Origin of the sequence: Levilactobacillus mulengensis (assembly GCF_003946045.1) — a bacterium.
Classification (GTDB): domain Bacteria; phylum Bacillota; class Bacilli; order Lactobacillales; family Lactobacillaceae; genus Levilactobacillus; species Levilactobacillus mulengensis.
Window position 1 is genome coordinate 95,748 of the sequence record NZ_RHNW01000006.1, and the last position, 12,662, is coordinate 108,409.

Here is a 12,662-nt window from a genome sequence, read left to right on the forward strand (position 1 = left end):
CGTGCTAAAATGGAGGGGACGGCAAACGTCGAAGGAGGTTTTTTACATGACAGAACGATTATTAACCTTTCCAACCTTAAATCAAACGCAAATCACTGCCCTAACATCCCTGGGCGTCGACGTGGTTCCCGCTAGTGACTGGGAAACCGCCACGGATATTGACATCATCTTTGGCTGGGGGCAACACGGTCCAGCCGTTCTGCAAAACCCGCAGAATCACGTGCGCTGGATTCAAACCATTAGCGCAGGCGTTGATTATCTGCCCCTCGATTGGATTAACGCCCACAATATTCAAGTCACCAACGCAAGTGGCGCCTACTCTGCGGCCATCGCGGAGTCGACGATTGGTTATTTACTTTACTTTCTGCGTGACTTTAACGATGCGGTCAAGAACCAGGCCGGTCATTTCTGGCAGGTGCCCGCGCGGTCTGACCTGGCGACACTGGCTAACCAGAAGGTCGTCATCTACGGTACGGGGAGTATCGGCCAACACATCGCCGAGCTGCTGAACGGCTTTGGCAATTACCCATTTGGCGTTAACCGTTCTGGTCATGGCGTCTCTGGTTTTCAGGGCACAGTGAGCCTGGCAGATGACGCTGCGCTGGTCAAGGATGCCGACGTCATCATCAATGCGATGCCCGCCACACCGGCGACCGTTCATTACTTTAATACCGATTACTTTGAAAAATTAAATGGCGTGCGGATCTTTGTCAACGTCGGCCGTGGGAAGTCCGTCGACGAGCAAGCCCTCATGCACGCGCTGCTTTACCAAAACGTGTTGAATGCCGCTTTGGATGTCTTCGAGACGGAACCCCTTCCCCGCGAATCCAAGCTGTGGGATTACCCGAACGTCCTGATCACGCCGCATCAAACTGGCTTCGATGTCGATAACATCCGGCCAATCTTCGGTTACCTCAGTGATAACCTGAAGAGCTGGGAAGCCGATGGTCAACTGACCGTCAACCGCGTCGACGTCAGCCGCGGTTACTAACGTTTAGTAGGCTAACGCAAAATACGTCTCTACCCTTTTGTTGGGCGGAGACGTATTTTTTGATGGATTTAATGATGTGGGAAAATTAATTTGGTGTGAATCATCTGTTGCCGTAGCAATTCAAGATTACGAGCATCTACCTCATCGGGAGAATACTTCAGTAAGTCACGTTTCAAGATTTCATCCCCACCTGGCATATTCAAGTAGCGTAGAACCTCATCCCGCTCTTGAGGATCAAGTTCATAGGGAAGGTGCTCAATTTTTTGTGATTCAGTCATGGCGCTGCCTCCTTTCGGTCACCAGTATGTTTTGCTCAGTATACCATGATTAAGCAAGCACTTACTCAGAGACGGCAAGCACCTGTCAGATATTTTATGCTTTACTGACCATTCTCCCGGTAATCAGCTTCCACCTGGCCCTTATCCCCGCGCCACCACGCTTCGTGTGCCCGGTACCAGGCAATCGTTTGCCGCAAGCCCGCCGTGAAATCGGTCACGCGTGGCTGCCAGCCCAACGACTGCTGGAGATAACTGGCATCGATGGCGTACCGAACATCGTGTCCCGGCCGGTCGCGCACATAATCAAAGGCATCGGCTGGTTGGCCCATCAACTTTAAAATAGTCCCCAGTACCTCGCGATTGCTGTGTTCCCCGTTAGCGCCAATCAGGTAGGTTTCCCCCAGCTTGCCGCGTGTCAAAATGGTCCAAACGGCGCGCGAATGGTCATCCACGTGAATCCAATCCCGGACGTTGGCACCGGCCCCGTATAGTTTTGGCCGCCGGTGACTCAGGATATTGGTAATTTGACGGGGAATAAATTTTTCCACGTACTGATACGGTCCGTAGTTGTTGGAACAATTAGAAATTGTCGCCTTGAGTCCAAACGAACGCACCCAGGCCCGCACCAACATGTCGGCACTGGCCTTGGAAGCCGAATACGGACTGCTGGGGTCGTAGCGCGACTGGGGCGTGAACTTTTCACCAGCCCCGTCACCACGCCCGAGCAAGTCCTGACGTAACGGTAGGTCCCCGTAGACTTCATCGGTGGAAATTTGATGGAACCGTACGGCATACTGCCGACAAGCCTGCAACAAGGTGTAGGTCCCCATAATGTTGGTCTGCATAAACGGTGCCGGGTCTAACAGCGAGCGGTCATTGTGACTCTCGGCAGCATAGTTGATCACCGCATCCGCGCCGCGCACCAACCGGTCAACGACGACGGCATCCGCGATGTCCCCCACCACCAAGGTCACCCGGTCGGCCGGCAAGCCGGCTAAGTTCGCGCGGTTCCCCGCATAGGTCAGCTTATCCAAAACGGTCACGTGAACGTCGGGCTGGTGGGCCACCACGTATCGGACAAAATTCGCCCCGATAAAGCCCGCGCCACCGGTCACTAATAACTCTCTCATCACAAAAACTCCCTTCACGTAAAAAGACACGAGAACCCCAGTGGATTGTCGTGCCTCATTTATTGACTTAGTAGCCGTTACCAGGTCCACCGTTACCGGAATCGCCCGTGCCACCATTGTCAGAACTGGTCGTTGTCGTGGTCCCAGTCGTGCCAGACGTGGCGTCCATCTGGGCAATGGTCCCCGTAGACTTGTGGGCCAAGCTCAGGGCGCTCCGAATATAATTCGTCACCCGCTGAAGCTCGGTCTTTGAGGCCACTTCCATGCTTTGGCCGTTAATCGTTTCGCTCGTCCCTTGCAGGTGAGTCGTCTTGACGCTAGAGATTGCCTTACGATAATTCGTCGCCAGCGCCGTCAAATCGTTAAAGGTCAGATCCGTCTGTGTTTGTTTGGATAACGAACTGATAAAGCTTTGATTTAACAGCGATGTAATTGAGTTCGACTTGCCAAGTAAGGCCATGATGACCTTCCGTTGCCGCGTCTGCCGCCCGTAATCACCGAGTGGATCATCGTCACGCATCCGGGAGTAGGCCAAGGCCTTTTTCCCGTTCATGTGGGTCTGTACGCCCTTTTTAAACGAGTAACCCCCGTAACTAAAGGTCAGGGTTGGCTTCAGCGTCACGCCGCCAACCTCATCAATGATCTTTTCCATCCCACCCATGTTGATGATGGCATAGAAGTCGACTGGGACGTTCAACATGTCCTGCACGGTCGTAATCGCCGTCTTGGATTTTCCGTAAGCATAGGCCGCGTTGATCTTGGAAATCCCGTAGTCCTCGTAACCAGGAATGTTGACCGCCGTATCCCGCGCCAGACTGGTAATTGTGGTCTTATTGGTCGTCGGATTGATGGTAACCACCATCATACTATCCGTCCGCCCGGCAAACGTCCGGCCAAGAGCCCCGGTATCCGTCCCCATCAGGAGAATCGACACGGGTTCCTTATCCTTTAGGACCTGATTCACGTTCCGGAGTTTCTTAACCCCGGAGGCTTTGTAGGTCTGGTCGACGCTGTCCTTGATGCCTTGGTACTTTTTCATCCCGTAGGCCACGCCACCCCCGATTAAAGCAATGATCAAGATGATGATAATATTACGAATTGGATGTCTCTTACGACGCGGCCGTTGCCGCTTTTCCATTTCCATGGTTTGGTACCCACCCTTTCAGCCCAGCCGGAATTGTCACGGCTGGCGGATTCTATTTATAATCGACTTGACCATTATAGGGGTTAAGTCTTAACGTGACCTAAGTTCTGCGGAACCTTAAGAAAAAAGCAAAGCGCTACCGTCGCGACAGTAACGCTTCGATGACGTCTTTCACTTAAGCCTGAGGCTGCTTGGCCAAGAGATCGACCAGGTCAGTGGCCGGAATCTTGCCAAAGTAACTAGCCACATCCAACTGATCAAAGACCGCCTGAATCGCAGCCGGCGTGTACGGAATTCCCGTCAACTGTTGGGTAACCTCTTCAATCGGCAATTGGCCAAAGAAGTCCCCGTGAATCTGAACGGCCTTGATTTTTCCCTGGTCCACATCGAGGTCAAACTCGACGGTGCCGGCTGGGAAATGCTGGCGACGCGTCAACGAATAGGCCGGATCATTCCCGTAGATCCAGTCCCAATTGTTAAAGTACTGGTCGGCTAAGGCCTCCACCCCAGCCTTATCGGTCGCCGTCAGCTCGTATTGATGGGCCTGACTTAAATCGCTGACACCCAGAATTTCTTTAGCCAAGGTGTCGCGGAACTCTTCAATGGTTAAGTGTTGGTACTCGGGCGCACAGTAAGGTTTCAGGTTAGTGACCCGACTCCGCACGGACTTGATGCCCTTGGTCGCCAACTTATCAGCCGGGACCTGTAAGGCGTGGGCAATCTGTGACTGGTCCACGTCATACATCAGGGTGCCGTGAGAAAACATCCGACCATTCTCGACGTGCATGGCGTTGCCGGAGAACTTCTTGCCGTCAATCGTCAGGTCATTGCGCCCCGTCATGGCAGCACCGGTCGCGCCCATTTGATGAAGGGCCTTAATCACGGGATCGGTGAACCGCTTGAAGTTACCCACGGCATCCCCATCATCCTTGGTGATAAAGCTAAAGCTGACGTTGCCAAGATCGTCGTACACGGCGCCCCCACCGGACGTCCGCCGGGTCAAAATGATGTTGTGATCCTTCACGTATTGTTGGTTGATTTCTGCCAGAACGTTTTGATAACGCCCGACAATGATGCACGGTGAATTCACATAGAAGTACAGGATGGGTTCCGTCAAATCGGCGTGTTCCATCAGGTACGTTTCAATCGCCAAATTTTGGCGAATATCTAAACTTGGGCTTGCTAGGTAACGCATCAAGTCATCCCTCTCGATAAGTCTATGACTATTCTACCACGAAAAATGAAAGCGTTACCCGGCTTGTGAAATTTCTCGGACGCGACTGTGGTGGTACCCATAAGACACGTAAACAATCAGGCCGATGACGACCCAGACGCCAAAGGCTTCCCAGGTAAAGGGCTGCAGCTGCGTCATCAGGTAGACACACGCCAGGAATGAGGCAATTGGCAGGTACGGATACAGGGGGACCTTAAACGAGGTGTCCAGGTTCTTAAACCGTTCATCGTGACGGAGGAAGACGATTCCCAATGAAACCATGGCAAACGCCGACAACGTCCCGATGTTGACCAATTCCGCAATCTTATCGATGGGAATCACGGCCGCAAAGACACTGGCAATGGCCCCGAATATCCAGGTGTTGGCCACGGGCACGTGCGTCTTCGGATTCAATTTCTTCAGTGAGGCTGGCAACAAACCGTCACGGCTGATAGCAAATAATAGCCGCGTGCCCCCGTAGGACATCACGATCAAGACGGTCGTCATCCCCACGATGGCCCCAAAGGAGATTACGCCGGACGCCCAGTTTTGATGAATCAACGTCAACGCTAAGGCCACGGGATCGGCCACGTTCAGCTTGGTGTAGTGCACCACGCCGACCAACACAGCCGACAGACTCACGTACAAAACGGCGGCCACTAAGAGGGAACTGATAATCCCAATCGGCATGTTGCGCTTAGGGTTCTTAACTTCTTCACTAGCGGTCGACACGGCATCAAACCCGATGTAGGCGTAAAAGGCCACGGCCGCCCCTTTGAAGATACCACTCGTTCCAAAGGGTAAGAACGGATTGTAGTTCGCTGGTTTAACGTAAAAAATAGCAATACCAATAAATAATAAAATGACTAAGATTTTAACGATCACCATAATGTTATTGATCTTGGCCGATTCCCGAATGCCCTTCGAGAGCAACCAGGCCACCAACATGGTGATGACTAGGGCCACGACGTCGATGCCGCCGCCCTTAACCCCAGCGGTCCCGGCCGCAGCCTGCAGGAACGGTGGGAGTTTTAAACCAAAACCGGCTAAGAGGTTCTGGAAATAAGAGGACCAGCTCACGGCCACCGAGGACACCGCGAATAGGTATTCAGAGATCAGCGCCCACCCCAGAATCCAGGCGGCAAACTCACCAAAGACCGCGTAAACATAGGTGTACGCGCTCCCGGCAAGTGGAATAGTTGAGGAGAACTCGGAGTAACACAGGGCAGCCATCGCACAAACGACAACGGCAATCAGGTAGGACAACATGACCCCTGGTCCGGTATAGTTGGCGGCAATCAAACCGGGCGTGATAAAGATCCCAGACCCCACGATGGCCCCAATCCCCATGGTAGTCAGACTAAACGCCGTCAGCGTCTTTTCAAGACCCGTTTTCTTGTATAAATCCGTCTGCACCTGTTTCTTAATAAAGAGTTGCTTTGGTCGTCCCAAGTCGACCCCTCCTTCCAAATGATTAATGAGAATTTGATTAAACCAATTATCATAGTTTAGTTACATTTGGTTGGAATGTCAATAGAAAAATCGAATGAAAGCGGATAACCATAGGCTTAGATCATGATTTTGCCGGCAAGGCTTCCGAGAAGTAATTGACGCCATTAATCTCTCAGAAAGCGGTGCTAAATCCGCGGTCGTTCCCGCCGTCCCCCACCGACCGGCGCCATATCCAGAAAAGTACTGAGCTTATTCTCAAACGCCGCCTCCTTGTGGGGAAGCTGGGGATGCCGTTGGGCCAGTTGCACCAGCCGCTGATAATTCCGCGGCCCCAACGCCCGTACCTTGTGATCCCGGTCAGCAATCGCCTTGGTCACGACCGTTGCCGCATTGTTCGCACCGTATTCCACACACCGTGTTGCCGCGGAATATTTGCGGTGACGGTCCCGGTCAATCAGGATGTCATACCCCACCCGGTGCTTGGACTTTTGCCCCATGTGATGATCACTGATGCGAATCTCTTTCAACACATCATGGTCCAGGTGTAAATACAGGCTGGGCGTCCGATGACTAGTGACGCGCACGTGAACACCGGCGGCCCGTAGCTGAACAATAATCGTGCGAATCAGGGCCTTCAACTGCTCATCGGTCATTTTCATGGGGAACCTCCCGCGGGTGAATCCGCTCGGTCACGGTACTGCCAAATTCCAACGCCTTGGCCGCACCATTCAACTGGCCGGTCATGATGAATAAGTCCTCAACGTGCATGCTGGTCATCCCCTACTCTTTTAAATTATCCCCAGCATACCCTGCCAACTAACGATGGGTCTAGACCTTTTCACCCGCCTACAGGGAATCTTAAACTCTGATAATTTTAATTATCAAAACCCCCATTTCACCCCCGTCGCGGCACCGTTCTCAAAAAAATCAACATTTTTTGGCCGATCATTTTCTTCTACTAGTGCCGTTTATTTGATGAGGGACCAACCAGAAAAAATCTCGCTAAATTCTAATTTAGGCATTTACAATTTTCAAAATGGTGCTAGTATTAATGCCACAAGATAAAAAACGCAGGAAAGAGGAGTAAGTTTAATCAGCCTGTCAGTGAGTTGGGACTTAGTGCAAACCCAATCAGTGCTTGATTTTTCCGAAAAACACTTTCTTAGTTGCTTCCTGAAATGACGCTGTCACGCTAGGGTAAGCCGTTAACCGGTACGTTACCATCGGTGGAGTATGTTTGTACTCTAATTGAGCTGGCCGATCATTTGGATCGACAACTTGGGTGGTACCGCGAAAAGGTTTTTCGTCCCTTGATTTTACACAAGGGATGGAAAACCTTTTTGTTTTATCTTAAATCAGGCCCCAAGAAGGAGAAAAAGCTTATGCATTTAATTATTCCAAAATCATACGATCCAAAATTGTCCGTTCGGGAAACACAGACTGCCATTCGTTACATCCGGGAAACTTTCCAAGAAGAATTCGGTAAGCAACTGAACCTGTCTCGCCTGTCCGCCCCGATGTTTGTGGAAAAAGCCACTGGGTTAAACGACAACTTGAACGGCATCGAAAAACCCGTGTCCTTCACCATGGCCGACATGGGCGCCGACGATACGATTGAAATCGTCCACTCCCTGGCAAAATGGAAGCGGGTCGCGCTTAAGCGTTACGGCTTTAACCTGCATGAAGGCCTATACACCAACATGAACGCCATCCGTAAAGACGAAGACCTCGACAACTTCCACTCCGCTTACGTGGACCAATGGGACTGGGAAAAGGTCATCACCAAGGAAGAACGGACCGAAGCCACGTTGAAGCAAACGGTGCGGACCATCTTCAAGGTGATCAAGCACATGGAACACGAAGTTTGGTACAAGTTCCCCGAAGCCGTGCACCACTTACCAGACGAAATTCACTTCATCACGACGCAAGAATTGGAAGACATGTACCCAACCATGACGCCCCGTGAACGCGAGAATGCCATTAGCAAGAAACTCGGTTGTGTCTTCCTGATGAAGATTGGGGACGCCTTAAAGAGTGGCAAACGTCACGACGGCCGCGCACCCGACTACGATGACTGGCAATTAAACGGGGACATCATGTTCTGGTACGAACCGTTACAACAAGCCATCGAAATCTCCAGCATGGGCATCCGGGTCGACGCTGCTTCCATGAAGCGCCAACTGAAGCTGGCCCACGCCGAAGACCGCCTCAGCCTCCCTTATCACCAAATGGTCTTGAACGAAGAGGTGCCTTACACCATTGGTGGTGGGATCGGTCAATCCCGTCTCTGCATGTTATTGTTGGGTAAGGCCCACGTCGGTGAAGTCCAAGCTGCCCTGTGGCCTCAAGAAATGATCGATAAATGTGAAGCCAACGGGATTCATTTACTTTAATCCTAACTAAAAAGTCACGTGTCAGATAGCCGCTAACCGGTTATTTGACACGTGACTTTTCTATATATAGGGCTATTTTTTTAACGTCTCATCCAACTTCTCAACGTTCGCAATTGGTCCGACCACCGTTAGCACGTCATGCAGCTGCACGATGTCCGTGGGTTGCGGGGAGATGTTGATGGCGTGGCCGTGTTGAATCGCAATCACGGTCAAATCAAAGCGTTGCCGCAGATTTAATTTGACCAGGTCCTGATTCACAAAGTTCGGGTCGGTGATCACGACTTCGGCCAGCGTGTACTCATCGCTGAGATCAATAAAGTTCAAAATGTGATTCGACAGGAGCTTACGCACGATGCTGTGCCCCATGTCGCGTTCGGGGAAGATAACCTGATCCGCCCCCACACGCTTCAGCACGCGGCCGTGGTCGCTGGTTTCGGCCTTGGCAATCACCTTCTGGGCGCCGAGTTCCTTGGTCAGCATGGTCGTCAAAATGCTGGCTTCCATGTTATTGCCGATGCCGACAATGACGTAATCGAAGGTGTCGATGTTCAGCCCCCGCAAGACGTCCTCATCGCGGGTGTCCGCAATCAGGGTCTGCGTGGCAATGTCCATCATCTCGTTGACGGGCGCCTCACGAACATCCACTGCGAGCACGTCCTGATGCGCCTCCACAAGCGTTTGCACGACGCTCTGACCGAACCGACCGAGCCCCAGGACCGCAAAACTTTTCTTTGTCATGGTAAAACCTTCCTAACCAATTAAAATGTTTTCTTCTGGATAACGAATCAGGTTGACCTTGGTCTGCCGCTTAGACAGTGAATACAGCGACGTGAAAATGCCGACCCGACCGACAAACATCAGCATCATGATCACTAGTTTGCCAATCACCGTTAGATGCGGGGTCAAGCCCAGGCTTAGCCCCACGGTCCCAAACGCCGACAGCACTTCAAACACGATGTACTCGAGCCCAAAGCCCTTCGGAATCTTCTCCGTCTGCGTCAAGATCAGCGTGGCCACAACAATCACAACACTGGCCAAGAAGACCAGTAATAGCGCCCGGCTAATGTTGGTTTGACTAAAACGCCGACGACTGAATTCAACGTCCTTCTTGCCCCGTAATTGGGCAATACTTTGGAGCATCAAGACCCCAAACGTGGTGGTCTTGATCCCCCCGGCAGTCGATCCGGGCGTCCCGCCGACAAACATCAGAATCATAATCAAAAAAATACTCCCAGACTGCAGGTCATTGGTTGGCAAGGTAATCAGCCCCGCGGTTCGTGGCGTCACACTGAGAAACAACGTATTGACGGTCCGATTGAACCAGGACGTGTTCTTCGGCAACAACGAGAGGTCCCGCTCCGTGATCAGCAATAGGACAAACCCAACGACGAACAACGTGCCGGTCGTGACTAGCGTGAGCTTCGAGTTCAGGCTCAGACGTTTGCGTTCATGATACAGCAGGAGGTCCCGCCACACCAAGAAGCCCAGTCCCCCACCAATAATCAGAATGATCGTGACAATCAGGAGGTACGAGTCATCGCGAAAGCCCATTAGACTATTCCCGAAAATATCGAACCCGGCGTTACAAAACGACATCACCGCATGGTAGACGGACGCGTACAGCCCCCGTTTCCACCCGTAGCGCGGAATAAAGTCAAACGTGAGTAAACACGCACCCCCAAGCTGGAAGAGCGCAGAGAGGCCGACAACGTATCTCATGACGCTCTTGGTGTCGCTCAAATTTTCCAAATTCAGGGATTCCTTCACCATCAGCTGCGTCGACAGGTCGAGGTTGCGCCGAATGATGTTAAAGAGGAGCACGGCGAAGGTCATGTACCCCAAGGCCCCGATTTCGGACAGGCCTAAAATGACTACCTGACCAAAAAAAGACCAGTGTTCGGCCGTGTTGACGACCGTGAGCCCGGTGATACAGGTGGCCGAGGTCGCCGTAAATAAGGTGTTAATAAAAGCGGTGCCGCGCATCCCGTTGGTGGCGATAGGCAGACTCAGTAGCACTGTGCCAATCGTAATCAGGAAGATGAACCCCCACACCATCTTTTTGGACAATGTATCAAATAATCTTGAATGCGTAATTTTTTCCATAATTTCCCATTCCTATTCGCTATTCTCTCCAGCTTAAGACAATCACGCGGGGAAAACAATACCCATTTCCAGTCAGGCCACTGACCTCCCAAACGGTTGACCGCATTGCACAAAAAAATCCCCACCAACTGAATGGTGAGGATTTCCAAATCGTAAATATCGAAATATTAACGCTTTGAGAATTGTGAAGCCTTACGTGCCTTCTTCAGACCTGGCTTCTTCCGTTCCTTCATACGAGCGTCACGAGTCAAGAGACCCGCACGCTTCAATGGGCCACGGAAATCTGGGTCAACTTCGAGCAATGCCCGAGCAATCCCATGACGAGTTGCGCCGGCTTGACCGGAGAACCCACCACCGCGAACAGTAACTAATGCATCATAGTTACCGAGCGTTTCCGTAACGTTGAATGGTTGTAAAACAACTTCACGGATACTTGCGAATGGAATGTAATCTTCGATTGCCTTGTTGTTCATAACAATTTTGCCTGAGCCGGGTACTAAACGTACACGAGCAGAGGAGTTTTTACGACGGCCAGTGCCGCGATATTGAACTTGTGCCAATTTGGTTTTCCTCCTTAGATAAGGTTAGTAATGTCTAATACTTCTGGCTTTTGTGCTTCGTGCTTGTGGTCTTCACCAGCATACACGTGAAGCTTCAATGCCATTTGGTGACCTAAGGAGTTCTTAGGAAGCATGCCTTGTACAGAAGTTTCGATCAACTTTTCTGGGTTTTCGGCCCGGAAGTTACCGGCAGTCCGTGACTTTAAGCCACCAGGAAAACCAGTGTGGTGATAGTAAATCTTGTCGGTAGCCTTACGGCCAGTTAAAGCGACTTTGCTAGCGTTGATGATGATTACGTTATCACCAGTGTCCACGTTAGGGGTGAACGTTGGCTTGTTCTTACCACGTAATACAGATGCAACGACTGAAGCAAGCCGACCTAAACTAACGTCGGTTGCGTCGACAATGTACCATTTGCGATCAATGTCGCTAGGTTTTGCAATATAAGTTGTACGCACGTTAAATTCCTCCATAAATCTGTGTTTGTCTGACACCAAGTAAACTTTCCGGGGCTTATCGTGGGGCAAACAATACCAACAACCATAATACAAAGTTTTACCCATAAAGTCAATGATTGTTTGTCCCCCGAACGAAATTTACCGCTGATGTTGGGGTAATTTCGTCGGATGCGCCGGGTCCTCTCCTTGATAATACACGTGTTTCAAATATAGTCCAGCCGCGGGGACCGTTCGCCGAGCCTGCTTGCGGTCCTTGACTTCGTACAAACGTAAAATATCATGCACGGGCCGCGTCCCGGAGCCAATTTCGACTAGGACGCCGACCATGATTCGCACTTGATTGTACATAAACCCATTGCCATAAAATTCAAAGACCAATTCATTGTTGGCCTGATCGATGTGGCAAGTAGCCTCGTAAATAGTCCGGACAAAGGTTCGCGTCTGTGCCCCGGAGGCCACAAAGCTAGTGAAATCATGCTCCCCAATTAAATCCTGCAAAGCAATCTTAATTTTTTCCAGATCAACGGGAAACTTCCATTGGCCGGTGTAATTTCGTTTGAACGGGTTGCGGAACTCCCCCATGTCCATCCGGTAAAGATACCGCTTGCCTGACACGTTGTAGCGCGCATGAAAGTCTGGTGCGGCCAACTCGACCTTGGTGACCTCCATATCCATCGGTAGCATGCTGTTTAAGCCCTTGCGCATGTTCTCCGCGGGAATGTCAAAGGGAAAGTCGAAATGGGCCACCTGCGCCAAAGCATGGACACCAGCGTCGGTCCGCCCTGACCCGTAGATGACGATGGCGGGAGTGGGATTCTTGGCCATTTTATTGATGACCTTCGTCAGCACACTCTCCACCGTGCGTTTGTGCGGCTGCCGCTGGAAACCAGCGAAGTCAGTCCCATCATACATAAAAGTTACTTTATAGCGTTGCATCAGA

Annotated in this window: 14 protein-coding genes; 2 read left to right on the forward strand and 12 right to left on the reverse strand. The window is 51.4% G+C overall.

What is annotated here, in order from left to right; genetic code table 11:
• Window positions 1–46: 46 nt before the first annotated feature.
• The gene (locus EKM84_RS07310) at window positions 47–991 is read left to right on the forward strand and encodes an NAD(P)-dependent oxidoreductase (RefSeq protein WP_125765129.1); all 945 of its coding nucleotides are present in this window, start codon (window positions 47–49) and stop codon (window positions 989–991) included.
• Between the two features lie 68 nt (window positions 992–1,059).
• Here EKM84_RS07310 and EKM84_RS07315 read toward each other — a convergent pair whose 3' ends face one another.
• The 7 genes from EKM84_RS07315 to EKM84_RS14420 all read right to left on the reverse strand — a co-directional run bounded on the left by EKM84_RS07315 (window position 1,060) and on the right by EKM84_RS14420 (window position 6,976).
• Window positions 1,060–1,269 carry a hypothetical protein gene (locus EKM84_RS07315; RefSeq protein ID WP_125765130.1) on the reverse strand — a complete coding sequence of 70 codons (210 nt, stop codon included), beginning with the start codon at window positions 1,267–1,269 and terminating at the stop codon, window positions 1,060–1,062.
• A 101-nt stretch (window positions 1,270–1,370) separates the two neighbouring features.
• The gene (gene rfbB, locus EKM84_RS07320) at window positions 1,371–2,399 is read right to left on the reverse strand and encodes a dTDP-glucose 4,6-dehydratase (protein ID WP_125765131.1); all 1,029 of its coding nucleotides are present in this window, start codon (window positions 2,397–2,399) and stop codon (window positions 1,371–1,373) included.
• 67 nt (window positions 2,400–2,466) lie between these two features.
• Window positions 2,467–3,543, reverse strand: a complete 1,077-nt coding sequence (locus EKM84_RS07325; protein WP_125765132.1) for an LCP family protein — start codon at window positions 3,541–3,543, stop codon at window positions 2,467–2,469.
• Window positions 3,544–3,718: 175 nt separating this feature from the next.
• A complete protein-coding gene (locus EKM84_RS07330; protein ID WP_125765133.1) occupies window positions 3,719–4,738 on the reverse strand; it encodes a lipoate--protein ligase in 1,020 nt (339 codons plus the stop codon).
• A gap of 54 nt (window positions 4,739–4,792) precedes the next feature.
• The gene (locus EKM84_RS07335) at window positions 4,793–6,208 is read right to left on the reverse strand and encodes an APC family permease (RefSeq protein ID WP_125765134.1); all 1,416 of its coding nucleotides are present in this window, start codon (window positions 6,206–6,208) and stop codon (window positions 4,793–4,795) included.
• A 185-nt stretch (window positions 6,209–6,393) separates the two neighbouring features.
• Window positions 6,394–6,867 (reverse strand): hypothetical protein, encoded by a 474-nt coding sequence (locus tag EKM84_RS07340; protein WP_125765135.1) that lies wholly within the window; start codon window positions 6,865–6,867, stop codon window positions 6,394–6,396.
• On the reverse strand, window positions 6,851–6,976 hold the full coding sequence (locus EKM84_RS14420) for a hypothetical protein (protein WP_263853625.1): 126 nt from the start codon (window positions 6,974–6,976) through the stop codon (window positions 6,851–6,853). The genes EKM84_RS07340 and EKM84_RS14420 overlap by 17 nt, the downstream gene beginning before the upstream one ends.
• 614 nt (window positions 6,977–7,590) lie before the next feature.
• On the opposite strand from EKM84_RS14420, the gene asnA reads away from it, so the two are divergent.
• Window positions 7,591–8,601: an aspartate--ammonia ligase gene (gene asnA / locus EKM84_RS07345; RefSeq protein WP_125765136.1), complete on the forward strand. Its 1,011-nt coding sequence runs from the start codon at window positions 7,591–7,593 to the stop codon at window positions 8,599–8,601.
• 72 nt (window positions 8,602–8,673) lie between these two features.
• Here the strand turns inward: asnA and EKM84_RS07350 are convergent, their stop codons facing one another.
• From EKM84_RS07350 to truA, 5 genes are all read right to left on the reverse strand, one after another.
• On the reverse strand, window positions 8,674–9,339 hold the full coding sequence (locus EKM84_RS07350; protein ID WP_125765137.1) for a potassium channel family protein: 666 nt from the start codon (window positions 9,337–9,339) through the stop codon (window positions 8,674–8,676).
• Window positions 9,340–9,351: 12 nt separating this feature from the next.
• The gene (locus EKM84_RS07355) at window positions 9,352–10,704 is read right to left on the reverse strand and encodes a TrkH family potassium uptake protein (RefSeq protein ID WP_125765138.1); all 1,353 of its coding nucleotides are present in this window, start codon (window positions 10,702–10,704) and stop codon (window positions 9,352–9,354) included.
• Window positions 10,705–10,871: 167 nt separating this feature from the next.
• The gene (gene rpsI / locus EKM84_RS07360; RefSeq protein ID WP_011668466.1) at window positions 10,872–11,264 is read right to left on the reverse strand and encodes a 30S ribosomal protein S9; all 393 of its coding nucleotides are present in this window, start codon (window positions 11,262–11,264) and stop codon (window positions 10,872–10,874) included.
• Window positions 11,265–11,278: 14 nt separating this feature from the next.
• Window positions 11,279–11,722, reverse strand: coding sequence for a 50S ribosomal protein L13 (rplM, locus tag EKM84_RS07365; protein ID WP_125765139.1), 444 nt, complete (start codon window positions 11,720–11,722; stop codon window positions 11,279–11,281).
• A 138-nt stretch (window positions 11,723–11,860) separates the two neighbouring features.
• The gene (truA, locus tag EKM84_RS07370) at window positions 11,861–12,658 is read right to left on the reverse strand and encodes a tRNA pseudouridine(38-40) synthase TruA (protein ID WP_125765140.1); all 798 of its coding nucleotides are present in this window, start codon (window positions 12,656–12,658) and stop codon (window positions 11,861–11,863) included.
• Window positions 12,659–12,662: the final 4 nt, after the last annotated feature.